This is a genomic window from [Mycobacterium] stephanolepidis (genome assembly GCF_002356335.1).
In the GTDB taxonomy this organism is placed as follows: Bacteria; Actinomycetota; Actinomycetes; order Mycobacteriales; family Mycobacteriaceae; genus Mycobacterium; species Mycobacterium stephanolepidis.
Map to the genome: position 1 here is coordinate 3,655,143 of NZ_AP018165.1, position 23,159 is coordinate 3,678,301.

Here is a 23,159-nt window from a genome sequence, read left to right on the forward strand (position 1 = left end):
CCGCGCGCAGTACTCGACTCAGTCCACCGGCGGAGTGAAGGTCGGCATGGCTTTACCGCTCTTCCAGTGCTTCACCAGGCTCTGCGCCAGCTCGCGATAGGCCAGCGCGCCCTTGTTCTTGCGGCCCGCGAGCACCGACGCACCCGAAGCACTCGCCTCGGCGAAGCGCACCGTTCGGGGAATCGGCGGCGCGAGCACCGGCAGCTCGTAACGGTCGGCCACGTCCAACAGCACATCGCGACTGTGCGTGGTCCGCGAGTCGTACAAGGTGGGCAGCGCACCCAACAGCGTCAGCCCGGGGTTGGTGATCTGCTGTACGTCGGTCACCGTCCGCAGGAACTGTCCGACACCTCGATGCGCCAGGGTCTCGCACTGCAGCGGCACCATCACCGAATCGGCCGCCGTCAAACCATTCAGTGTCAGCACCCCCAGGGAGGGCGGGCAGTCGATGATCACCACATCGAAGTCGTCCCCCAGCGATTCGAGCGCCCGCTTCAGCGCGTACTCGCGTCCCGCCCGCATCAGCAGCATCGCCTCGGCGCCGGCCAGGTCAATGTTCGCAGGTAGCAGCGTCAGATCCTCGGCGGTGGTGAGCAGCGCCTCCTTGATATCGGCCTGCCCCAGCAGCACCTCGTGCACCGAGACCCCCAGGCGGTCCGGATCCTGCCCCAACGAGAACGTCAGACAGCCCTGTGGGTCGAGGTCAACCAGCAGCACCTTCTTGCCGGCCTGAGCCAATGCCGCGCCGAGGGACGCGACCGTCGTGGTTTTGGCCACCCCGCCCTTTTGATTGGCTACCGCCAGCACCCGAGTCACGTCCACATACTGGCATGCCGAACACGATCACGACGGAAGTCGGTACGGCACAATCAAGTGCGTGTCTGCCCCTCAGAACCGAATGTTGTTGCTACGTCATGGCGAAACGGAGTGGTCAAAGATCGGCAGGCATACCGGTCGCACCGATCTGGATCTCACGGAAATCGGTCGCGCCCAGGCTGTGGCGGCGCGCGAGGTGCTGGCCAATCTCGATCTGAATGATCCGGTTGTGGTGAGCAGTCCGCGCCGACGGGCGATCCAGACCGCCGAACTGGCGGGTCTGACGATCGACGCAACCGACGAGGAGCTCGCCGAATGGGACTACGGCGATTACGAGGGCCTGACCACACCGCAGATTCGCGAGAACGACCCAGGTTGGTTGGTGTGGACGCACGACTGCCCCGGCGGCGAGTCGGTGGCGCAGGTACAGGCCCGAGCCGACCGGGTGATCGCCAAGATCGCCGCCGAGCTCACCCAACGCGATGTGCTGTTGGTGGGTCATGGCCACTTCTCGCGCGCGCTCATGACCCGGTGGATCGACCTGCCGCTGGAGGAGGGCACTCGGCTGGGCATGGCCACGGCCTCGATCGCGGTGGGCGGGCATGAGCACGGCCAGCGCCAGGTGGCCGCACTTGGGCTGACCGGGTACAGGCACCCGGTACCGTCTAGCTGACCATGACGGCCACCGACTCGCCCGTGCTCCCGCATTTCGTGATGTCGCGAGCGGCCGACGCGTTGTACGCATATGGCCGCGAACGGGCCTACGACGACGTCGCGAGCGCCGCGGAAGCCCTGCGCGCCGGCCGACACCGCATGCTGGTGGGTGCGCTACCTTTCGACACCTCCAAGCCGGCAGCACTGACGGTTCCGGCGATAGTTGAGCGCGGGCAACCCCGCGAGTTCTACGGCACCATGCCGAATATCCATGTGACACAACAAGTTCCGGAGCCCTCTGAGCATCTGCGACGTGTCACCGAGGCCGTCGAAGTGCTGCGTGACACCACCGGGGGCCTGTCGAAGGTCGTCCTCGCGCGGGTACTGGAGTTACAGGCCGACGCCCCTGTGGACGCCTTGGTGTTGACCCATCGGCTTATCCGTAACGACCCCGACGCCAACAGTTTCTGTGTGGACCTCTCCCCCGCGGGCGAGCGGTTCCGCGGACACACCATGGTGGGTTGCAGCCCGGAGCTGTTGGTGGAGCGCCGCGGAGACATGGTGATCTGCCACCCGTTCGCCGGTTCGGCCCCTCGGTCCAGCGATCCATCGCAAGATCGGCGCACGGGCGAAGACCTCGCGGGCTCACATAAGAACCGCCACGAACACTCCGTGGTGATCGATCAGCTGCGCGAGGATCTGTCCTCGTTGTGCGTCGATGTTCAGGTTCCACCGGAGCCGACGCTGAGTCGTACCGCGGCGCTCTGGCATCTGAGCACCTCCATCAGCGCCCGGCTACGCCAAAGTTCCACCACCGCAATCGATTTGGCAATGGCCCTGCACCCCACCCCGGCGGTATGCGGGACCCCCACCGTGGCTGCGGCCGACCTGATCGCACGCATCGAGGGTGATCGCGGGTTCTACGCGGGCGCGGTCGGCTGGTGCGACAGCAGCGGGGACGGTCGCTGGGCCGTCTCGATCCGCTGCGCCGAGCTGTCAGCGGGCGGCACGGCCATCCGCGCCTATGCGGGCGGCGGCCTAGTCGCCGAATCGGATCCCCAGGACGAGTTATCGGAGACCACCGTCAAATTCCGGACCATATTGGCAGGGTTAGGAGCCCACAGTGAGTAACACCCAGATTCGGCGCGCCACCGAAGCGGACGTCCCGGCCATCGTCGGCCTCATCGAGGATCTGGCGGAGTACGAAAAGGCGCGCGACGAATGCCACATCAGCCAGGACCAACTTCGTAAGGCGCTATTCGGTTCGGCTCCGGCACTTTTCGCGCATGTCGCGGAGTCAGACGGAGTGGTCTGCGGCACGGCCGTGTGGTTCCTGAACTTCTCCACCTGGACCGGTCAACACGGCATCTATCTGGAGGACCTGTACGTCAAGCCCGAGCAGCGCGGCACCGGACTGGGAAAGGCCCTGTTGTCGGCGCTGGCCGCCGAATGCGTGGCCAACGGCTACACCCGGCTGGATTGGGCTGTGCTGGACTGGAATACACCGTCCATCAAGTTCTACGACTCGATCGGGGCCAATCCGCAGTCGGATTGGATCACTTACCGGCTGCAGGGCCCGGCTTTGGCGCAGCTGGCCTCGGACCGCTAGTCGGATTCGTCGGCGCCGGCCTCGTCGCCGGTGGCCCATATCTGCGCGGTGGGGCTGAACAGCAGCGCCAGCGCCACCACGGCGACGATGGCAATCGGTACGCCCAGCGCGAATTGATGCGACCCCACGGCCGCGTACCACGCGACGGGAAGTAGCAGCAGCTGCATCATCACGGCGATCCCTCTGCCCCAACGCTTCCCCGTAGCGAGGGCGAGACCAGCCGCAAGGACGGCGGTGCCGAACACCGCGAACCAGGCGGCGGTGCCGTACCCGTTCACCAGATGCTGATCGGCACCACCGGCCGCCCGAACCACCAGGACCACCGCGATGACTAGTCCCACGGCACCTTCGCCGGCAACGATCGTCCCGGCGCGGCGAACGGTATTCGGAACGGCTGTGGTCACCCGACAAGCCTAGGTGGACACGTCACGGCGGCGATGGGCAGCTTGTGTGAAGAAAGATCCCGCTAGGCTCATGCCCCGTGCGTGCGGTCCTCATCGTGAATCCCAATGCCACCTCGACAACGGCGGCCGGGCGTGACCTGCTGGCTCACGCACTCGAGAGTCGGGTGCATCTTCAGGTTCTGCACACAGACCATCGGGGCCACGCCAGTGAGCTGGCCCGGCGCGCAGCCGACGAGGGGGCGGCGGTCATCGTCGTACACGGCGGCGACGGCACGGTCAGCGAGGTGGTGAACGGCCTGCTCGGTCAGCCGGGACATCCTGCGCCGGGTCCGTTACCCGCCATCGCGGTGGTACCCGGCGGCTCGGCCAACGTGTTCGCACGGACGCTCGGCATATCGGCCGACCCCGTTCAGGCCACCAACCAAGTGGTCGATCTGCTCGATGCACACCGCCGCGACCAGCCACGGTGGCGCCGGATCGGTCTCGGGCACTGCGGAGAGCGCTGGTTCATCTTCAACGCAGGGATGGGCCTGGACGGCGAGGTGGTCGCCGCGATGGAGGCTCATCGCAACAAGGGCAAGCAGGTCACGGCCGGACGGTATGTGACGCGCGCGGTCCTGAGCTTCTTCCGCGCCGCGCGCCACCAGCCGACCCTCACTGTCGAGCTACCCGGCCTGGCGCCGCAGGAGGGCATCCACTTCGCGTTCATCAGCAATTCCAACCCGTGGACGTACGCCAATGAGCGCGCCATCTGGACAAATCCGGGCACCGGCTTCGAGAGCGGTTTGGGCGTGTTCGCGTCGAAGAGCATGAACGTGATGGCCAATCTTCGCCTGGTCCGCCAGATGGTGGGCGCGCCCCGCCCGGACCGCCCCGCGGCCGGTCACCTGCTGCGCAAAGATGACGTGGGGTGGGTGCGGGTACGCGCGTCGGCACCGATCGCCACGCAGGTCGACGGCGATTTCCTAGGGTTCCGCAGCGAGCTGACCTTCACCGCCGAACCCGATGTTCTCGACGTGGTGGCCCCGGCAAAACCCGCAGAAGCACTCTCCTGAGACCGACCGAGAGCGCAATGGTGTTGGGCGACAGCCCGTTCCGGGCACAGTCGACTCACAGCAGCGACGCGGTCTGCATCACACCCGGCGCATATCGGATGTACTACTTGACGTAGTCGAGTAGTAGCCGGCCGTGATGTTACTCACCAGTAGCACTAAGCCACCTGGGAAAATGGGGGAATCTCGCCAGATTCAAGGCGCAGATGGGGTGAGTGTAGTACAAACGAATGTGGAGTCCGCAGACACCACCCCCGAGTGAGATTGACCACGTGTTAACTCACGCTATTGACTTCTGCTGAGCTTGTGAAACGATCGGAAGCAACAGTGCAGAAACATTTGGTACGCACGCGTTAACAGCCGAAAAACATTGATCTCGTGCGCTTGTGGCGCGCGCGATGAAAAAGGAGTGCACAACTATGGATTGGCGCCATAAGGCGGTCTGTCGCGACGAGGATCCCGAACTGTTCTTCCCCGTAGGGAACAGCGGACCGGCCCTTGCCCAGATCGCTGACGCAAAGCTCGTCTGTAACCGCTGTCCGGTGACGACCGAGTGCCTTACCTGGGCGCTGGAGTCGGGCCAGGACGCCGGTGTGTGGGGTGGCCTCAGCGAGGATGAGCGCCGCGCCCTCAAGCGTCGCAACGCCCGCGCTCGCGCCCGCAGCGCCGTCTAACGCCGCAGCATTGCAGAACCCGGCACAAAATTTGGTGCCGGGTTCTTTGCTGCTCTGGGTCGGATCGCTTGCCGCGCCAAAACTTTCAGGCCATTAGGCGGGCACGCCGGCCCAGCGGCACCCGGAGCACCGCATTTGTTCCGCCTTCTGGGTCGCTGCGCATGTCCAGTGAGCCGTCGATCTCGGCCGACACCAACGTCCTGACGATCTGCAATCCCAGCCGGTCGGACGTCTCCACACTGAATCCCTCGGGCAGTCCTCGCCCGTCGTCGTGCACGACGACGTCGAGCCAGCGTGCCGAGCGCTCCGCCCTGATGATCACCTGACCCTGCGCACCCTCCTCGAAGGCGTGCTCAATGGCGTTCTGCACCAGTTCGGTGATCACCATGATCAGCGGTGTCGCACGGTCGGAGTCGAGCACCCCGAGCGCACCTTCACGGGAGACCCGCACCTTGGTGTCGACGGTGGCCACGTCGGTCATGATCGGCATGATCCGGTCGATCACCTCGTCGAGGTTGACTTCCTCGTCCACGGACATCGACAGGGCGTCGTGAACCAGCGCGATGGACGACACCCGGCGTACCGATTCGAAAAGCGCCTCGCGCGCTTCCTCGTTCTGTGTACGCCGCGCCTGCAGTCGCAGCAGCGCGGCCACGGTCTGCAGATTGTTCTTCACCCGATGGTGGATCTCGCGGATGGTGGCGTCTTTGGACAGCAGTGCCCGGTCGCGGCGCTTGACCTCGGTCACGTCACGGGTCAGCAGCAGCGCCCCCACCGACGCACCGCGCACGATGAGCGGCAAGGTGCGGATGAGCACCGCGGCACCGCGTGCGTCGACCTCCATGCGCATACTCGGCCCGCCGGCCAGCACGTCGCGGACATGCGCCGCGAGCTCTTGACCTTCAAAGGGGTCCGAGATCAGCGGCTTGGTGACCTCCATGAGGTCATGCCCCTGCAGATCGCTGGCCAAACCCATGCGGTGATACGCCGACAACGCATTCGGGCTGGCGTATCGGACCTCACCGGACACGTCGAGCCTGATGAATCCGTCACCCACCCGGGGGCTGGAGCGCGACATCGCCTGATCGGCCACGTTCGGGAAGGTGCCCTCGGTGAGCATCAGCAGCAGATCGCCCGCACACTCCAGATACGCGCGTTCCAGCACGCCCTTCTTCAGTCGGGAGGCCAGCGCGGTCTGGTGGGTCAGTACGGCCACGGTCCGGTCCCCACAGCGCACCGGGACTGCTTCCACGTTCAGCTCGGAGGCGTGCTCGGTCAGATCCGAATCGCTTTCCCGCTCGATGGAACCCGACGTGAACGCCGCCTCCACCAACGGAACGTCCGCGATCTTCGCGACGGTGCCGACGGCGTCGCTGTCGATGATGGTCGGCGCGGTGTTGGGTCGACACTGGGCGACGCACACGAAGGCGTCGTCGTCACGATGCACCCACATCAGATAGTCGGCGAACGAGAGGTCGGCCAGCAGCTGCCATTCGGCAACCACGGCGTGCAGATGATCGACCGCTTCGCCGGGCAGCATGGTGTGCTCGGCAAGCAGATCACCGAGAGTTGACATGCGGTGGCGATCTAGTCGTCGATGACGGCGATCAAGTCGCCGGCCTGGATGACGTCGCCCACCGAAACGCTCACGTCGCCGATGGTTCCCGCCACCTCAGCCAGCACCGGGATCTCCATCTTCATGGATTCCAGGAGGACGATCGTGTCGCCTTCGGCGATCGCATCACCCTTCGTGACGAGCACTTCCAGCACGCTGGCCACGATCTCGGCGTGTACTTCCTCGGCCACCTGCGCGCCACCTCGCTCTCGTCGACATCCGGTTACCGGTCCTCAGTATCGAACCACACCTACGGGATCCACGCTTTCAACCACCCGCCCCGGCATGAGAGACTGGATACACACACCGGCGCGCATTACGCGCAGCTGGCATGTCAGCCGGGCTCACACCCGGAACCCATTTGATCGGTAAGGAGATTCCCATGGCCAAGCGTGGTCGCAAGAAGCGCAGCCGCAAGCACAACGCCGCCAACCACGGCAAGCGTCCCAACAGCTAGCGCTAGGAGTTCTCAGCCCGCTGCTCGATGAGCGTGGTCTGAGTGATCTTCAACTTAAGACGCTCACGTAGCCCGTCAGGTGCCTTTTCTCCACCGCACTTGCGGGCTACGAGTGTTTTGATCTGCTCTTCAATGCCGTAGTGCTGCAGGCAGCCCGGGCACTCTTCGAGATGATGCCGCAGCCGCTCACTGTTCTCTGCGCTGCATTCACCATCGAGGAGGGTCCACACCTCCGCGATCACCTCGGCGCAACCCGATACCTCGCAGTTGCCGCCCTTATCAACACTGTTCTTCAGTTCACCGTCGGTCATGCCCGGCCCTCCGCCAACTCATTGTTGCGCAGGAACCCACGGTCCTTGGCCACTTCGGCCAGCAATTCGCGAAGCTGGCGACGGCCACGGTGCAACCGCGACATCACCGTGCCGATCGGCGTGTCCATGATCTCGGCGATCTCCTTGTACGGGAAGCCTTCGACGTCCGCGTAGTACACGGCCATCCGGAATTCTTCCGGCAGCTTATTCAACGCTTCTTTGATTTCGTCATCAGGCAGCCCGTCAAGTGCCTCGATCTCCGCCGACCGCAGCCCTGTGGAGGTGTGTTCAGCGTTCGCGGCCAGCTGCCAGTCGGTGATCTCCTCGGTCGGATACTCCGCCGGCTGACGCTGCTTCTTGCGATAGATATTGATGTACGTATTCGTGAGAATCCGGTACAGCCAGGCCTTGAGATTGGTGCCCTCTTTGAAGGTTCCGAACCCGGCGTACGCCTTGACCATCGTCTCCTGCACCAGGTCCTCCGCGTCGGCGGGGTTCCGTGTCATCCGCAGCGCAGCACCGTAAAGCTGATCCAGCAGCGGGAGCGCGTCACGCTGAAACCGTGAGGCCCGCTCGGCCTCAGTTTCCGCCTTCGTTTCCACCTGAATCGGCTGATCAACGGGATCTGCAGTGTCTGTCACGGCGGTCCTTTCGGTAGCGACACCGACCATACGGATCGGCACCGACATCGGACGTTCGAGGCACGCCATTGTCACCTGCAATACCCCTTCCGTGTTGAGGACCATAGTCCGCTCTTTGCGGACACACTGCTCAACACCGACGCATGCCGGGGTATTTCCCAAAGTATCTCGACTGTCAACTCCACATTCACCGGACCCGTAGCACTACTGTCCAGATCGTGGGTTCCAAGGCCGTCAAAGCTGCCACTCCGGCAGTCGCCGTGTTGATCGCGGCCGGAGTCGACTATGAACTGCTGCCCTATGAACACCGTCCCGGAGAGAGCGCGTACGGCGATGAGGCGGTACGCGCATTGGCCGGTTCCGGGTTGGTTCCCGAACAGATCTTCAAGACACTGCTGATCTCGCTGGATCGCGGGGCGGATCTGGCAGTCGCGGTCATCCCGGTACCCGCGACGCTCTCACTCAAGGCTGCCGCCGCCGCACTCGGCCGGGCCAAGGCCACCATGGCTGATCCGGCGGCGGCCGAACGCAGTTCCGGTTACGTGGTGGGCGGAATCTCTCCGCTCGGGCAGCGAAAATCATTACCCACCGTCATCGATTCGTCCGCCCTGACCTGGGATCGCATACTGTGCAGCGCGGGAAAGCGCGGGTTGCAGATGGCACTGGCACCCACCGACTTGGTCCGGCTCGCCGACGCCGTGACGGCACCCATCACAGCAGGGTGATCTGCTCCCCCACCCGCTGGGATCCGTCATCTGGCGCGAGTAGTTCCGGACCGTTGTTCGCGACACTGTTGACCAACGAGGAGACCTGCCGAGTGTCGATTCCGGTTGCGTCCCCTGTCCCCTGCAGAAGGCTCTGGTCCAGATCGCGGTCGGGGTCCAGCCAGCGATCCCACGATTGAGCACCCAGCATCAACGGCATCCGGTCATGAATTTCCTGGAGCGGACCGACCGCATCGGTGGTGACGATCGTGCAGCTCAGCAGCGGCGCCGCGTCCTTGGCGGGCTTCCACACCGACCACAGGCCCGCGGCGAACAATCGCTTTCCGTCGCCGGCATTCATATAGAACGCCGTCTTGGCGCCCTCCTGCTTACGCCACTCGTACCAGCCGTCCATCGGAACCAGACACCGCTTGGATTGCGCGGCCACGCGGAAGGTCGCGGCCGTGGTGAGGCTCTCCGCCCGGGCATTGATCAGAGGCGCACCCTTGGCCTGCGGTCGACCGTCTTCGCGCGCCTTCGCCCATGTCGGCACCAAACCCCAGCGCATGGCGCGAATACGACGAGTGGGAACGTCGCCGGGCTCGCGATGCCGCGCCACCACCGTGAGCACCGGATCAGTGGGGGCGACGTTGTAGTTCGGGATGACGGGAAGCTGCTGCGCAGACCCCGACAACTGACTCGCTGTGCTTATCTCGTCGATTGCGTCGATCTCCGCGGCGAGCAGCGCCGGGTCGATCGTCACCGCATACCGTCCGCACATATCGCCATCGTGCCACCCGGGGCCGACACCGCAGGTACGCGTCCGGGACAATAGAGCGGTGACAAGCGGACTCTGGCAGGCACCGACGATCGACGGTTCCGTCAACGCGACCATCACCATGCCCGGCTCGAAATCTCAGACCAATCGAGCGTTCGTGCTCGCGGCGTTGGCGGCGCGCGAGGGCGGTACCTCCACCGTGTCCGGCGCATTGCGCAGCCGCGACACCGATCTCATGATCGGAGCGTTACGAGCGCTCGGGTTTGTCGTCACCGGCGACGGTACCGACCTGACCATCTCCCCCGGGACCGGCGACGGGGACACGTCGAGGGTCGACTGCGGGCTTGCCGGGACAGTCCTTCGTTTCCTGCCACCGGTGGCAGCATTTCGTCACGCCCCCACCATTTTTGACGGTGACGATCAGGCACGCGCCCGGCCCATTGCTCCGCTGCTGGACGCGCTGCGTGCCATCGGAGTCGGCATTGACGGGCAGCACCTGCCGTTCACGGTGGCAGGTGCCGGGCAAGTCCGCGGCGGCCAGGTCGGTGTCGATGCGTCCGGATCGTCCCAATTCGTTTCCGGCCTCCTGCTTTCCGGCGCCGCGTTCGCCGAAGGTCTGACGGCGGTGAATACCGCGGACGTGCTGCCGTCGGGTCCCCATGTGGTCATGACGGTGACGATGCTCCGCGAGGCGGGTATCGCGGTCGACGATTCTATCCCCGGGCGCTGGCATATCGATCCTCAGCCAATTCCCGCGCACCACTGGGCGATCGAGCCCGACCTGTCGAACGCGCTGGCGTTCGTCGCGCCGGCGTTGGCCACCGGCGGAAGTGTGCGCATCAGTGGCTGGCCGCGAGAATCCACTCAGCCCGCCCGCCAGATCGAGGATGTGGTGCGCCAGTTCGCCCAGACCGTGTCACTGACGGATTCCCATCTGGAGGTCATCGGTCAGACCGGTTATCGCGGTGTCGATCTGGACCTTGGTGAGGTTGGCGAGCTGACCCCGACGGTGGCGGCACTGGCTGCTCTCGCCGCACCCGGGAGCGTCTCCACGCTGCGTGGGATCGCGCATCTGCGTGGTCACGAAACCGACCGGCTCAAGGCACTTGCCCATGAGATCAACGCTCTTGGTGGGCAATGCGAGGAGACCGCAGGCGGGCTGCGGATCGTCGCCACCGATTTGCACGGCGGCGTCTGGGGTTCGTACGCCGATCACCGGATGGCCACAGCCGGGGCCCTCGTCGGTCTGAAGGTGCCCGGAGTTTCCGTCGACGACATCGCCACGACCGGCAAGACGCTGCCCGACTTCCCCGGAATGTGGGCCGACATGCTCGCTCAATCGGGCGGTCGCGCCTCTTGAGCCCACGCGAGTACGACGAGTCCGACGCCCGCATCCGGCCGGGCCGACGCTCGCGGCCTCGCACCAAGAATCGTCCCGACCATGCCGACGCGGTGCCCGCGATGGTGGTCACCGTGGACCGCGGCCGCTGGGGGTGTGTGCTCAACGACGACCCCACCGAACAGGTAACCGCGATGCGTGCCCGTGAGCTCGGCCGCACTCCGATCGTGGTGGGCGATACCGTCAGCCTGGTGGGCGATCTGTCCGGCCGCCCCGACTCGCTGGCACGCATCGTACGGCTGGAGGAACGGCGAACAGTGTTGCGCCGCACAGCCGATGACACCGATCCGTTTGAACGGGTCTTCGTGGCCAACGCCGATCAGTTGCTTATCGTGGTGGCGGTTGCCGATCCCCCGCCACGCACCGGACTGGTGGAACGTGCGCTCATCGCCGCGTACGCGGGGGGCCTCATCCCCATCCTTGCTCTCACCAAAACCGATCTCACAGATCCGGATTCGTTCGCGGCACAGTTCGCCGATCTCGATATTCAGGTCATCGTCGCGGGGCGCGGCGCGCCGCTGGAACCCATCATGGATGTGCTGACCGGCCGACTCACCGCGCTGCTCGGCCACTCCGGGGTGGGCAAGTCAACTTTGGTCAATCGGCTTGTGCCCGAAGCTGATCGCGCGACGGGTGAGGTGACGGGTGTCGGCAAGGGCCGGCACACATCCACCCAATCGGTGGCGTTGCCGTTGCATCCGTCGGGCTGGGTCATCGACACTCCGGGCATCAGGTCGTTCGGCCTGGCCCACATCAAGCCCGCAGACGTGTTCGCCGCATTCAGCGACCTGTCCGAGGCCATCGAGGACTGCCCGCGCGGCTGCCAGCATCTCGGCCCACCCGCAGACCCCGAGTGCGCCCTCGACGAGCTCACCGGCGCATCCGCGAAACGCGTGATCGCGGTGCGACAACTGCTTTCTGTGTTAACAACGGCCTAACTCTTGGTTGCGGAGGCCTTCTCGGATCGCGCGAACAGCACATGGCGATTAGCGTTTCCATCAGTGGCTGCGACGGAAACAGCCGACTAGGGTCAGGGGTTAAGAGATGACGAGCTACGTCCGTAGAATCGCCAATGTGGCAGCCATTTTCGCCTGCGGTGTCGCCGCCTGGGCCACCATGTGGCTCTCCGTGTCCGGCCTGGGATAGTTCCCGGCTGCTACCAAACCTAAAAGCCCCCGACGCATTGCGCGTTCGGGGGCTTTTAGGTTGTCTCGTCAGGCGTTGACGCTGCGACGCGCCCTTCTGCGTGCACGTACCGCCTCGAATGCCGACTTGAGCCCTCGCCGCTCGCGCGGCTCCAGCTCGTCGAACATCTTGACGCTGCGCGTTTCCGGCGCGTTGTCCGCGGTGTACTTCAGGTACTTGTCCGGCAGCGACAGCTTGGCGATGGTCCGCCACGCCTTGCCGTACTGCAGCAGGAATGGCCCGGAGGTGTACGGCAGGTCGTACTTGTCGCACAGCTCGCGCACTCGTACCGCCACCGCGGAGAGCCGGTTGCTCGGCAGATCCGGGAACAGATGGTGCTCGATCTGGTGGCACAGGTTGCCGCTCATAAAGGCCATCGCCGGACCCGCGTCAAAGTTGGCGCTGCCCAACATCTGTCGCAGGTACCACTGGCCCTGCGTCTCGTTCTCCAGGTCTTGTTTGGTGAACTTCTCGGCACCGTCCGGGAAGTGGCCGCAGAAGATGACCGCGTTAGACCAGATGTTGCGGATCACGTTGGCCAACAGGTTGGCGGTCACCGTCTTGCGATAGCTTCCCGTGGGCGAGAGCGCGCTCAGCGCCGGGAAGGCCACGTAATCCTTGGCAACCTGCTTGCCCATCTTGGCCAGCGCCTCATCACGCTTGGCGCGGAACTCCGCCTTGTCGGCGCGTCCCTGGGCTACCTTGCCGAGCTCCAAATGCTGTGTGCCAACACCCCATTCGAAGAGGAGCATCAACAGCGTGTTGTAGACGAGGTTGCCCAGGTTGAACGGTGTCCACTTCTTATCGCGGGTGATGCGCAGCAGACCGTAGCCCACATCGTCATCCATGCCCAGCACATTGGTGTACTTGTGGTGGATGTAGTTGTGGGTCTGCTTCCAGTGCGAGGCCGGGTCCACCATGTCCCACTCCCAGCTGGAGGAGTGGATCTCGGGATCGTTCATCCAATCCCACTGGCCGTGCATGACGTTGTGGCCGATCTCCATGTTCTCGACGATCTTGGCCACCCCGAGCGTCACCGCTCCAGCCCACCAGGCAGACCGCTTCTTGCTCGCGGCCAGCAGCACACGCCCACTCAGTTCCAGGGCCCGCTGGGCGGCGATGGTGCGACGGATATACCGTGCGTCGGCGGCTCCGAGCGATTCCTCGACATCACGACGGATCGCATCCAGCTCATTTCCGAGGGCCTCAACATCAGCCTCGGTGAGGTGCGCGAATTCCTGGATATCCGAAATCGCCATCCGTGAGCTCCCTTCGACGGTTCGTGCCTACGTTACCGTAACCTACGGCACCGTAGGTTACTAGACCGTTAACCTCATACGTCGAGTACGCAATCCCCCGAAGCCGCGGAAACGCAGGTCTGAATGCGCGTTCCCGGCTCGTATTCGGCCCCCGTACGCAGGTCACGAGCGTGGCCCTCCACCAGCGACACCACACAGGTCTGGCAGATGCCCATGCGGCAGCCGAAGGGCATCTGCACTCCGGCATCCTCCCCGGCCTCCATCAGCGAGGTGGCCGCATCGGCCTCACGCTGCTTATCGCTGCGCGCGAACGTGACCAGGCCACCCTGTCCGTGCGGTGCCGCCCGCGAGACCGCAAACCTCTCCAGATGCAGCAGCTCGCCGAGGCCCGCGTCGGCCCACACCCGTTGCGCATCATCAAGCATGCTTTCTGGCCCGCATGCCCAGGTTTGACGCTGCGCCCAGTCCGGCACCTCCGAGGCCAGCGTTGACAGGTCCAGACGTCCCTGTGTTCTCGTCGTCCGCAGTCGGTAGTGGTACGACGGGTGCGCCTCGGAGAACGCGGCGAGCTCACCGGCGAACATCACATCGGCCTCGGTGGGCGCCGAGTGCAGGTGCAACACATCGGGCAGGGGCAAGTCGGCCGCCGCCGACCGGCGCACCAACGTACGCAGCATCGACATGATCGGGGTGATGCCACTGCCCGCGGTGAGGAACAAGATCGCGGGTGGCGCGGGATCGTCCAGCACGAAATTCCCCTGGGGGGCGGCCAGGCGCACGATCGTGCCGGGCTCGAGGCCGTTGACCAGGTGTGTCGAGAGAAATCCCTCAGGCATCGCCTTGACCGTGATGGTGATGGTGCGGCCGGAGCCGCCGGCGTGCACGGGGGCCGAGGTCAGCGAGTACGACCGCCAACGCCAACGTCCGTCGATCAGCACGCCGATCCCGACGTATTGACCCGGGTGATAGTCGAAGTGGAAGCCCCAGCCCGGCTTGATCTCCAAGGTCGCCGAATCGCTCGTCTCCTTGTGCACGCTGACCACGCGGCCGCGCAGTTCCCGGGCCGACCACAGCGGATTGGCCAGACTCAGATAGTCGTCAGGCAGCAGCGGGGTGGTAATGCGAGAAGCCAAGCCACGCAAGACGTTTACCGCGGCATGGCGCGACTTGGGGGTACCCGAGGCGGACCCGTCGAGCCAGGAAGACAATTTCACAGCCAATGACCTTCCGGTGATGAAGGAGATGCCCAGCCAGGCGTAACCTACGCTACCGTAGGTTACTGGTCGGAAACAGGCCAATCGACCACGTCATGCCGCCTACAGCAAGTCGAGCAGGAACGGCAGTTCCTGCGTCGCGTACCAGGCCAGATCATGGTCCTGAGCGTCCCCGACCACCAGCTCGGCATCCTCATCGCCCAGATCTGCGGCATCGATCACCTCGGCCGCGCGCACCACATCAGACTCGGCCTGCGCCAGGTCGACGTGCGCAGCCACCACCGCGGACATCGGTACCGCACCCGCCAGCCGCACCACCGCATCGTCCAAATCGGGGCGCAGTTTCGCATCGTCGGCATCGGCCACCAGCACCGCTCGCCGGGCCGGCAATTGGTCCTCGCCGTCATGGTTGGCCAGCAGCCGCAGCGAGGCCATCGCCGCCTCGCGCATCGCCACCTCGGACAGCTCCTCCTCATCGCCTGCGGAGTAGGCCTCGCGCAGCGCCGGTGTCACCGCGAAGGCGGTGCCGTTCACCGGCCACAACTCGCCGTCGGTCACCAGTTCACGCAGCATCGCGAGCGTCACCGGGATATAAACCTGCATTACTGCGCCGCCTCCAGCAGTTCGTCGAGAGCCTCGGTGATCAACACCGGGAGCATGTCGGCATCGGGCATCGCGTCGCGATCAGCATTGATCCCGTAGTACACCACGCCGTTGTAGGAAGTCAGCCCGATCGACAACACCTGATTACGCAGCAGCGGAGGTACCGGGTAGATCTCCGCCAAGCGTGCACCGCCAAGGTACATCGGGGCTTGCGGCCCAGGAACATTCGTGACCAACAGATTGAACAACCGATTGGGCAGCGTGGTCGCGACGCGGGCCGCCAATGCATGCAGGGTCGGCGGCACGAATCCCGAGAGCGCGGCCATGTTCGGAACATCCACCAAACTGAATGCGGCAGAGTGTGATTCGGTGGCATGCGCGATCTGAGACAACCGCACCACGGTGTTGCCCTCCCCGACCGGAAGATCTACCAGAAATGGCGACACCTCGGTGGTGGCGGCCCCCTCGGCGAGGACATCCAGATCCCCGTCCCGGTACACCGACATCGGCACCATCGCGCGAATCGTGGAGGCGGTGGTGACCGGCTCTCCCCTGCTCATCAGCCAATTACGCAGCGCCCCAGCGATTACCGCCAAGACCACATCGTTGACATCGCAATCGTATTTGGCACGCACCCGCCGATAGTCGGCCAGCTTGGTGGTCACCACGCTGAACCGCCTGCTGCGCGACACCCGCTGGTTCAGCGGCCCACGCGGGGCGGCACCGCGTGCCGCGGTGCGCACCACCTTGACCATCCGCTCCCCCAGCTCACCGATCTCACCCGTCAGCGATGCGGCATCGGCGACCGCGGTGCGCACCGCTTCCAGGCGGGCGCCGGGACGCGCCAACCATTCCGAAACCGCGCCGGCGATCAGCTCGTTCGCACTCGGTTCATGCCCGGGAACCCAGATATCCTCACCGAAGTCCGGCGTGCGAGCAGTCCGGTCGAACATGACCTGCCCGAGTTCCAGCGCGGATTGGCCGTCCACCAGAGCCTGATGAGTCTTGGTGTAGATGGCCAGGCGGTTCTTGGACAAGCCCTCCACCAGGTACATCTCCCACAACGGTCGCGATCGATCCAGCGGGCGAGATGTCAAGCGCGCCACCAGATCTTGCAACTGACCGTCGCTGCCCGGCGACGGCAGTGCCGAGCGCCGGATGTGGTAGGTGACATCGAAATCGACATCGTCGAGCCAGACCGGCCGGGCCAGCCCGAAACCGATCTCCTTGACCTTCTGTCGATAGCGCGGAACTTGCGGCAGTCGGCTCTCCACCAGCGCAAGGAGCTCCTCATACGTGAAGCCGCCGCGGGGCTTGCGGATGATCGCCAACGAGCCGACATGCATCGGGGTAGAGCTGTCCTCACGGGAGTAGAACGATGCGTCGAGCGCGGACAACCGGGTCACCACAATCCGCGCCGCCTTCCCCTCGAACTCACCACTTGTACCCAACGGCGCCGCTGTGCCGAACGTCTTGCTCACCGTACCCTGGCGCCCTGACCACCGGCTGTGCGATCATGATCGCAACAATCTGCATCTCTCCAGCAGAGCAAATGAGGGGGCTCATTTCACTGGAGGGGGAAAATGTCTCATCGCTATGTCACTCGGGTGGCCGACTACGAACCGGCCCCGGTACTGGCCAGCCTGCCGCCGGCCTGTCAGGCACCACGCCCGACAAGGTTGCACCAATCACGGACTCGGCCAGCGGGTATCGAGCGTCAAACACATCTGCGCGAACAATCTCCGCCGCCCCAGGCGGTTGCGTTCGCCGATGCTGCAATGCGCCGTGTCCTGGAAGTCATGGACCGGCGCCGTCCGGTAGCCCAGCTGCGCCCGCTGCTGGCGGACGGGCCGCTCAGCGCGGTGATGGCACGTTCATCGCGCACCCCGGTCACCGCCGCTGCCCGGTTGTCCAAGATTCGGGTGCGCCGCTGCTCGGACGACGCCGCAGAGATCTTCGGGACATTCGAGCGCGGCGGACGCGTCAGGGCGTTCGCCGGACGCATCCAATCCGTACGGGGCAGCTGGCTGGTGGTCGCGTTGCAGCTCGCCTGAGGCCGACGGCCGCTACCGCTTGCGGCGGGACTTCGTCGGCTTGAAGGTGCGTCCCGCGTTACGCGCAGCTTCCCGACGCTCGCGCCGCGTGCCGCCGCCTGAGGCCGAGGCGCCGCTGCCTTCATGCCGAGACTGCGCCGAGCCGTCTTCTGCCGGACCAGAGTAGATCAGCTCCGGCGTCGACTCATCAAGGCCCTTGGCCCGCAACTCGCCTTGCGCTGCTTGCGCTGCGGCGGAAGCGAACTCGGCCAGCCCTTCCGGTGCTGCCTGCGGAGCGACTGCGCCGGCTGCGTCTTCCGCGGGCGACGTTACCTCGACGTTGATGTTGAACAGGAAGCCGACCGACTCCTCCTTGAGGCCGTCGAGCATGGCGGTGAACATGTCGTAGCCCTCGCGCTGGTATTCCACCAGCGGATCACGCTGCGCCATCGCCCGCAGGCCGATGCCCTCCTTGAGGTAATCCATCTCGTAGAGGTGCTCACGCCACTTGCGGTCGATCACGCTGAGCAAGATGTTGCGCTCCAGCTGACGCATCGATCCCTCACCGGCCAGCCCGTCGATCTCGGCTTCCCTTGCCTTGTAAGCCTTTTTGGCATCATCGAGCAATGCTGCCTTGAGGTCGGCGGGGCTCAGCTCATCGGCCTCACCGTATGTGTCGGATGCGATGAGTTCTTCGGCATTCAGGCTCACGGGGTACAGCGTCTTGAGTGCGGTCCACAACGCTTCGAAGTCCCAGTCCTCGTGGTAACCGTCGGCAGTGGCACCGTCGACGTAGGCGGCGATGGTGTCGGTGATCATCTCCTCGATCTGCGGCTGCAGATCCTCGCCGTCGAGGATGCGGCGACGCTCGGCGTAGATGACCTTGCGCTGTTGGTTCATCACCTCGTCGTACTTGAGGACGTTCTTGCGGACCTCGAAGTTCTGCTGCTCAACCTGGGTCTGCGCGCTCTTGATGGCGCTGGTCACCATCTTGGCTTCGATCGGCACATCATCGGGGACGTTCATGCGCGTCAGAATGGTTTCCAGCGCAGCACCATTGAAGCGCCGCATCAATTCGTCACCCAGCGACAGATAGAAGCGGGACTCGCCCGGGTCACCCTGACGTCCGGAACGTCCACGCAGCTGGTTGTCGATACGCCGTGACTCATGGCGCTCGGTACCCAGCACGTACAGACCGCCGGCCTCCTGCACCTCTTTCGCCTCGGTCTCGGCGGCGTCCTTGAACTTCTGCAGCGTCGCGTCCCAGGCGTCCTGGTACTCGTCAGGGGTCTCCACAGGGTCCAGGCCCTGTTCGCGAAGATGTGTGTCCGCCAAGAAGTCCGGGTTACCGCCCAGCACGATGTCGGTACCACGACCTGCCATGTTGGTGGCCACCGTGATGGCTCCACGACGCCCAGCCTCGGCGATGATGCGGGCTTCCTGCTCGTGGTACTTGGCGTTGAGGACGTTGTGCGGAATGCGACGCTTGGTGAACTGCCGTGAAAGGTATTCGGAGCGCTCAACACTCGTGGTACCGATCAGGACGGGCTGGCCGGCCTCGTACCGCTCCACCACGTCGTCGACGACGGCGATGTACTTGGCTTCCTCGGTCTTGTAGATGAGGTCGGACTGGTCCTTGCGGACCATCGGCCGGTTGGTGGGGATCGACACCACGCCGAGCTTGTAGATCTCGTGCAGCTCGGCCGCCTCGGTCTGCGCGGTACCGGTCATACCGGCGAGCTTGTCGTAGAGGCGGAAGTAGTTCTGCAGGGTGATCGTGGCCAGCGTCTGGTTCTCGGCCTTGATCTCCACCCGCTCCTTGGCCTCGATGGCCTGGTGCATGCCCTCGTTGTAGCGCCGACCCAGCAGCACGCGACCGGTGAACTCGTCGACGATCAGCACCTCGCCGTCGCGGACGATGTAGTCCTTGTCCCGGTTGAACAGTTCCTTGGCCTTGATGGCGTTGTTGAGGTAGCTCACCAACGGTGAGTTGGCCGCCTCGTACAGGTTGTCGATGCCCAGCTGGTCCTCGACAAACTCGACACCGAGCTCGTGCACACCGATGGTTCGCTTGCGGATGTCCACCTCGTAGTGGGTGTCCTTGTCCATCAGCGGCACGATCCGCGCGAACTCGGTGTACCAATTGGAGGCACCGTCTGCCGGACCCGAGATGATCAGCGGGGTACGGGCCTCGTCGATCAGAATCGAGTCGACCTCGTCGACGATGGCGAAGGCATGACCGCGCTGTACCAGCTCGTCGAGCGAGTGGGTCATGTTGTCGCGCAGGTAGTCGAAGCCGAACTCATTGTTGGTGCCGTAGGTGATGTCGGCGTTGTAGGCCTCGCGGCGTTCCGGCGGGGTCATCTGAGACAGGATCACGCCCACCTCCAGCCCCAGGAAGCGGTGCACGCGGCCCATCCACTCCGAGTCACGTTTGGCCAGGTAGTCGTTGACGGTGACGACGTGCGTGCCCTTGCCGGCCAGCGCGTTCAGGTAGGCGGGCAGCACACAGGTCAGGGTCTTGCCTTCACCGGTCTTCATCTCGGCGATGTTTCCGGCGTGCAGCGCGGCACCGCCCATGACCTGCACATCAAAGTGCCGTTGGCTCAGCACGCGCCAGGACGCCTCGCGTGCGACCGCGAATGCCTCGGGCATCAGGTCATCAAGGGTCTCGCCCTTTTCCAGGCGGGCCTTGAACTCACCGGTCTTGGCCTGCAGTTCGGCATCGGAGAGCTTCTCAACGTCGTCGGACAGGGTGTTGACGTAATCGGCCACGCCCTTGAGACGCTTGACCATGCGACCTTCACCAAGGCGCAGCAACTTCGACAGCACGTCAATAACCCCTGTACTCGTTAGGACTCACGCAAACGTTCGGTCTTCGCGCAAGCGGCTCATCCGTCTTCAGCGAGTCCCATCGTAGGCGCACGCGCCGCCGAACCGTTTTGGGTACGACCTCGTCTATCGCCCGGCCGCCCGATCGCCACGCAGTGTCATGACGGTGCTGGTCACCGTGGCCACCGCCTTGCCGTCACCGCGGGTCACATCGCACGTGTAGTGCGTGATGGTCCGCCCCGAGTGCGCGGGACGTGCGGTGGCGATCAAGGTGTCGGCCCAGACCGGCCGCAGGAATGTGGCGCGGATATCGATGCTGGTGAACGTCTCCCCCTGCTCCATCAGGGTGGAATGCGCGGTCCCCATGGCGGCATCGGCCAGCTCGACCACGAATCCGCCGTGCACGGTGCCCTGCTGATTCCCGTGTCTGGACGGATCGACCACCACCCGCACGGATGCCGAGCCTGACTCGACGGCAACGATCTCGAACTCGAGATACCGCGAGATGGCCGTCGGGTACCGCATGTGGGTGGTGTCACCGGGTCGGGAGGTACCGGCGACGTGCCGCTGAAGAAACTCCAGCACCGAAAGGTCAGTGATCGTCACGGCTCGACGGTAAGCACGTAAATTAGTGCAATCAATAAATTGTCCTAGTCACAATCGGGAGAGCGCGTGCGCATTCACCGTCACGCCACGGTCGCCGACGAGATCGCCGGACAGATTCGGACCGGCACGCTGCCCGCGGGCGCGCGGTTGCCCACCCATCGCGCACTGGCGGGTCGATACGGCATCGCGGTGGCTACGGCCAGCAGGGTCTACCGCGACCTGACCGCCGCCGGCCTCGTCGTTGGGGAACCCGGACGCGGCACCTTTGTGCGCGACCTCAGCGGTTTCGCGGGAGTGGAGCCCACCCGGCTGGCGGTGGGACAGCGCGCCGCAGACCTTTCCTTCAACCAGCCGCTGTCTCACGGCCAGGACGACCAATTGCGGCAGGCTCTGCGCGCATTGGCAGCCGAGGGCGATCTGGCAAGCCTGCTGTATCAGCAGCCGCCGGGCGGACGACGCCGTGACTGCGCCGCGATCGCCACCTATCTACTTGACCGCGGCATCGACGTCGTGCCGGACCGCGTCCTGATATCTGGTGGCGCTCAACAGGGTTTGGACACCGTCCTGGCCGCGATAGCCACGCCCCGCACGGTTGTCGCCGTCGACGCACTGACTTATCCGGGCATCAAACTGCTGGCCACCGCACGACGCCTCGAGCTGGCACCGGTTCAGACCGGCACCACCGGAATAGACCTTGACCACCTCGAATGGCTGTGTGGACGGCGACCGATTTCCGCGCTGTATCTCATTCCCACACTGCACAATCCGTTGGGATACACACTGAGCGCCGGCGAGCGTGAGCGCGTCACGATGTTGGCCGACCGGCACGATTTCCACATCATCGAGGACGCGACCTATGCGTTTCTGGATCCGGGTGCGCCGCCACCCGTGCAGACCTTCGCACCCGAGCGGACCTTCTACGTGGGGAGTATGTCGAAGAACCTCGCCGCCGGGCTGCGGATCGGATACGTCGTCGCTCCGTCCGCCGAGCGCCCCGACCTGATCCGAGCGCTGCGCGCGACGAGCTGGGGCGCATCGACCATCGCAAGCGCACTGACCACGCGCTGGCTGACCGACGGCACCGCGGCGCAGTTAGAAGAACTGCGGCGCGCTGACGCCCGTCGACGGCAGTCGATCGCCCGCAGGGAACTCGCAGGCCTGACCTACCACGCGCATCCGGGTTCGTATTCGGGCTGGCTCGTGCTCCCCGAGCACGCGCGCAACGATGTGATCGCGAGCGACCTCGCCGACCTGGGGATCATGGTGTCGACCGCCGACGCGTTCTCCACGGCGCCGCACGCGCCCAACGCACTACGCCTGGCATTGGCCACTCCCGAACTGCCCGATCTCGCCGCGGCGTTACGCCAGATCTGCACGGTGACACGACAAGCGCCCCCGACATGAGAAACCCCGCACCGGTCGCGGACCAGGTGCGGGGCCTCTCTGCGCGGGTGACCGCGCGCCCTACTCCCCGAGGCGTATCAGCCCGTAGTCGTATGCGTGCCTGCGGTACACCACCGATGGGCGGCCCGAGGACTCATCGTGGAAGAGGAAGAAGTCATGACCGACCAATTCCATCTCGTAGAGCGCGTCGTCGACTGTCATCGGTTTGGCCGGATGATCTTTGGTTCGCACAATCTGCCCCGGGCCGTGGCTGTCATCGACCTCGGCTCCGTTGTGACTGTGTGCGCCATTCACCGCAGCGGGTGGCGTGAAGGCATCGGCGGGCAGAACCTTGGTGGCCTCGGCAAGCGATACCGGCGTCTTGTCACCGTAGTGAACCTTGCGGCGGTCACGACCACGTCGCAGCCGGCTTTCCAGCTTGGCGGCGGCGGCCTCAAGGGCACTGTGGAACGTGTCGGCACATGCCTCGCCACGGACGACCGGCCCCCGGCCCCGCGCGGTGATCTCCACGCGCTGACAGCTCTTCTTCTGGCGCCGGTTGCGTTCGTGTTCGAGTTCTACATCAAAGAGGTAAACGGTTTTGTCGTAACGTTCCAGACGGGACAGTTTGTCGTTCACAAAGATTCGAAAGTGATCGGGGATTTCCACGTTTCGGCCCTTGACCACGATATCGGCTTGGGCTGTCCGCTCCCCGTCCTCGAGTGCAACGGATGCCTTTGATGTGCTTGACAACTCATACCTCCGGTACTGAGAGTGCGCTTGCGCTCAACCCATCCGCTAGGGACTAAAGATGTTGGCGACGCGCATGTTTGATGTTTGAAGTACGCCGGAGTCGCCTGAAACGCTGAGACGGCAGCCCGCCGGCGCTGGGGTTGGTGACCACCTCCTCCGCCAAACCGGACGCAGGCG

Annotated in this window: 26 protein-coding genes; 12 read left to right on the plus strand and 14 right to left on the minus strand. The window is 64.8% G+C overall.

Annotation, left to right across the window (positions count from 1 at the left end):
* Nucleotides 1-18 precede the first annotated feature (18 nt).
* Nucleotides 19-816, minus strand: a complete 798-nt coding sequence (locus MSTE_RS18185) for a ParA family protein (protein ID WP_030096939.1) — start codon at nt 814-816, stop codon at nt 19-21.
* Between the two features lie 61 nt (nt 817-877).
* Here MSTE_RS18185 and MSTE_RS18190 point away from each other — a divergent pair, with 61 nt between their 5' ends.
* The 3 genes from MSTE_RS18190 to MSTE_RS18200 are packed head-to-tail and all read left to right on the plus strand — an operon-like array spanning nt 878 to nt 3,079.
* Nucleotides 878-1,489: an acid phosphatase gene (locus tag MSTE_RS18190; RefSeq protein ID WP_096503320.1), complete on the plus strand. Its 612-nt coding sequence runs from the start codon at nt 878-880 to the stop codon at nt 1,487-1,489.
* Between the two features lie 2 nt (nt 1,490-1,491).
* Nucleotides 1,492-2,601 carry an isochorismate synthase gene (locus MSTE_RS18195; RefSeq protein ID WP_096503322.1) on the plus strand — a complete coding sequence of 370 codons (1,110 nt, stop codon included), beginning with the start codon at nt 1,492-1,494 and terminating at the stop codon, nt 2,599-2,601.
* Nucleotides 2,594-3,079, plus strand: a complete 486-nt coding sequence (locus MSTE_RS18200; RefSeq protein ID WP_096503324.1) for a GNAT family N-acetyltransferase — start codon at nt 2,594-2,596, stop codon at nt 3,077-3,079. Before MSTE_RS18195 ends, MSTE_RS18200 begins: the two co-directional genes overlap by 8 nt.
* Here MSTE_RS18200 and MSTE_RS18205 read toward each other — a convergent pair.
* Nucleotides 3,076-3,483 carry a hypothetical protein gene (locus MSTE_RS18205; protein WP_096503326.1) on the minus strand — a complete coding sequence of 136 codons (408 nt, stop codon included), beginning with the start codon at nt 3,481-3,483 and terminating at the stop codon, nt 3,076-3,078. The genes MSTE_RS18200 and MSTE_RS18205 overlap by 4 nt on opposite strands.
* A 77-nt stretch (nt 3,484-3,560) precedes the next feature.
* On the opposite strand from MSTE_RS18205, the gene MSTE_RS18210 reads away from it, so the two are divergent.
* Nucleotides 3,561-4,538, plus strand: coding sequence for a diacylglycerol/lipid kinase family protein (locus MSTE_RS18210; RefSeq protein WP_096503328.1), 978 nt, complete (start codon nt 3,561-3,563; stop codon nt 4,536-4,538).
* 416 nt (nt 4,539-4,954) lie between these two features.
* Nucleotides 4,955-5,209 carry a WhiB family transcriptional regulator gene (locus tag MSTE_RS18215; RefSeq protein ID WP_005056343.1) on the plus strand — a complete coding sequence of 85 codons (255 nt, stop codon included), beginning with the start codon at nt 4,955-4,957 and terminating at the stop codon, nt 5,207-5,209.
* 85 nt (nt 5,210-5,294) lie between these two features.
* Here the strand turns inward: MSTE_RS18215 and MSTE_RS18220 are convergent, their stop codons facing one another.
* Both MSTE_RS18220 and MSTE_RS18225 read right to left on the minus strand, forming a co-directional pair.
* Entirely contained in the window at nt 5,295-6,785 is a 1,491-nt protein-coding gene (locus MSTE_RS18220) for a sensor histidine kinase (protein ID WP_096503330.1), read from the minus strand.
* An 11-nt stretch (nt 6,786-6,796) separates the two neighbouring features.
* Nucleotides 6,797-7,015, minus strand: a complete 219-nt coding sequence (locus tag MSTE_RS18225; protein ID WP_096503332.1) for a biotin/lipoyl-binding carrier protein — start codon at nt 7,013-7,015, stop codon at nt 6,797-6,799.
* Between MSTE_RS18225 and MSTE_RS25735 the strand changes: the two genes are divergently transcribed.
* The gene (locus MSTE_RS25735; RefSeq protein WP_096503334.1) at nt 6,998-7,189 is read left to right on the plus strand and encodes a hypothetical protein; all 192 of its coding nucleotides are present in this window, start codon (nt 6,998-7,000) and stop codon (nt 7,187-7,189) included. The two genes, MSTE_RS18225 and MSTE_RS25735, sit on opposite strands and share 18 nt — an antisense overlap.
* 17 nt (nt 7,190-7,206) lie before the next feature.
* A complete protein-coding gene (locus MSTE_RS25895; RefSeq protein ID WP_085988129.1) occupies nt 7,207-7,281 on the plus strand; it encodes a 50S ribosomal protein bL37 in 75 nt (24 codons plus the stop codon).
* 2 nt (nt 7,282-7,283) lie between these two features.
* On the opposite strand, the gene rsrA is transcribed toward MSTE_RS25895, so the two are convergent.
* Together rsrA and MSTE_RS18240 are read right to left on the minus strand one after the other, a co-directional pair.
* Nucleotides 7,284-7,592 carry a mycothiol system anti-sigma-R factor gene (rsrA, locus tag MSTE_RS18235; RefSeq protein WP_096503336.1) on the minus strand — a complete coding sequence of 103 codons (309 nt, stop codon included), beginning with the start codon at nt 7,590-7,592 and terminating at the stop codon, nt 7,284-7,286.
* A complete protein-coding gene (locus MSTE_RS18240; protein ID WP_096506067.1) occupies nt 7,589-8,302 on the minus strand; it encodes a sigma-70 family RNA polymerase sigma factor in 714 nt (237 codons plus the stop codon). Before MSTE_RS18240 ends, rsrA begins: the two co-directional genes overlap by 4 nt.
* Nucleotides 8,303-8,451: 149 nt before the next feature.
* On the opposite strand from MSTE_RS18240, the gene ybaK reads away from it, so the two are divergent.
* The gene (gene ybaK, locus MSTE_RS18245; RefSeq protein ID WP_096503338.1) at nt 8,452-8,958 is read left to right on the plus strand and encodes a Cys-tRNA(Pro) deacylase; all 507 of its coding nucleotides are present in this window, start codon (nt 8,452-8,454) and stop codon (nt 8,956-8,958) included.
* On the opposite strand, the gene MSTE_RS18250 is transcribed toward ybaK, so the two are convergent.
* Nucleotides 8,945-9,718 (minus strand): SOS response-associated peptidase, encoded by a 774-nt coding sequence (locus MSTE_RS18250; RefSeq protein ID WP_096503340.1) that lies wholly within the window; start codon nt 9,716-9,718, stop codon nt 8,945-8,947. The two genes, ybaK and MSTE_RS18250, sit on opposite strands and share 14 nt — an antisense overlap.
* 58 nt (nt 9,719-9,776) lie before the next feature.
* Between MSTE_RS18250 and aroA the strand changes: the two genes are divergently transcribed.
* Nucleotides 9,777-11,075 (plus strand): 3-phosphoshikimate 1-carboxyvinyltransferase, encoded by a 1,299-nt coding sequence (gene aroA / locus MSTE_RS18255; protein WP_096503342.1) that lies wholly within the window; start codon nt 9,777-9,779, stop codon nt 11,073-11,075.
* Entirely contained in the window at nt 11,072-12,052 is a 981-nt protein-coding gene (gene rsgA, locus MSTE_RS18260; RefSeq protein WP_096503344.1) for a ribosome small subunit-dependent GTPase A, read from the plus strand. The genes aroA and rsgA overlap by 4 nt, the downstream gene beginning before the upstream one ends.
* A 276-nt stretch (nt 12,053-12,328) precedes the next feature.
* On the opposite strand, the gene MSTE_RS18265 is transcribed toward rsgA, so the two are convergent.
* The 4 genes from MSTE_RS18265 to MSTE_RS18280 form a co-directional block, all read right to left on the minus strand.
* Nucleotides 12,329-13,558, minus strand: coding sequence for a fatty acid desaturase family protein (locus MSTE_RS18265; protein WP_096503346.1), 1,230 nt, complete (start codon nt 13,556-13,558; stop codon nt 12,329-12,331).
* A 74-nt stretch (nt 13,559-13,632) separates the two neighbouring features.
* Nucleotides 13,633-14,772 (minus strand): ferredoxin reductase, encoded by a 1,140-nt coding sequence (locus MSTE_RS18270; protein WP_096503348.1) that lies wholly within the window; start codon nt 14,770-14,772, stop codon nt 13,633-13,635.
* A 102-nt stretch (nt 14,773-14,874) separates the two neighbouring features.
* Entirely contained in the window at nt 14,875-15,375 is a 501-nt protein-coding gene (locus MSTE_RS18275; RefSeq protein ID WP_096503350.1) for a DUF6912 family protein, read from the minus strand.
* Nucleotides 15,375-16,784 carry a WS/DGAT/MGAT family O-acyltransferase gene (locus MSTE_RS18280; protein ID WP_096506069.1) on the minus strand — a complete coding sequence of 470 codons (1,410 nt, stop codon included), beginning with the start codon at nt 16,782-16,784 and terminating at the stop codon, nt 15,375-15,377. Before MSTE_RS18280 ends, MSTE_RS18275 begins: the two co-directional genes overlap by 1 nt.
* Before the next feature lie 174 nt (nt 16,785-16,958).
* Here MSTE_RS18280 and MSTE_RS18285 point away from each other — a divergent pair, with 174 nt between their 5' ends.
* Nucleotides 16,959-17,429, plus strand: coding sequence for an Rv3235 family protein (locus MSTE_RS18285; protein WP_096503352.1), 471 nt, complete (start codon nt 16,959-16,961; stop codon nt 17,427-17,429).
* A 12-nt stretch (nt 17,430-17,441) separates the two neighbouring features.
* On the opposite strand, the gene secA is transcribed toward MSTE_RS18285, so the two are convergent.
* Nucleotides 17,442-20,240, minus strand: a complete 2,799-nt coding sequence (secA, locus tag MSTE_RS18290; RefSeq protein WP_096503354.1) for a preprotein translocase subunit SecA — start codon at nt 20,238-20,240, stop codon at nt 17,442-17,444.
* 126 nt (nt 20,241-20,366) lie between these two features.
* Nucleotides 20,367-20,765, minus strand: coding sequence for a PaaI family thioesterase (locus MSTE_RS18295; protein ID WP_096506071.1), 399 nt, complete (start codon nt 20,763-20,765; stop codon nt 20,367-20,369).
* A 147-nt stretch (nt 20,766-20,912) separates the two neighbouring features.
* Between MSTE_RS18295 and MSTE_RS18300 the strand changes: the two genes are divergently transcribed.
* Nucleotides 20,913-22,250, plus strand: a complete 1,338-nt coding sequence (locus tag MSTE_RS18300; protein ID WP_096503356.1) for an aminotransferase-like domain-containing protein — start codon at nt 20,913-20,915, stop codon at nt 22,248-22,250.
* A 60-nt stretch (nt 22,251-22,310) separates the two neighbouring features.
* Here MSTE_RS18300 and hpf read toward each other — a convergent pair whose 3' ends face one another.
* Entirely contained in the window at nt 22,311-22,982 is a 672-nt protein-coding gene (hpf, locus tag MSTE_RS18305) for a ribosome hibernation-promoting factor, HPF/YfiA family (RefSeq protein WP_096503358.1), read from the minus strand.
* Nucleotides 22,983-23,159 lie beyond the last annotated feature (177 nt).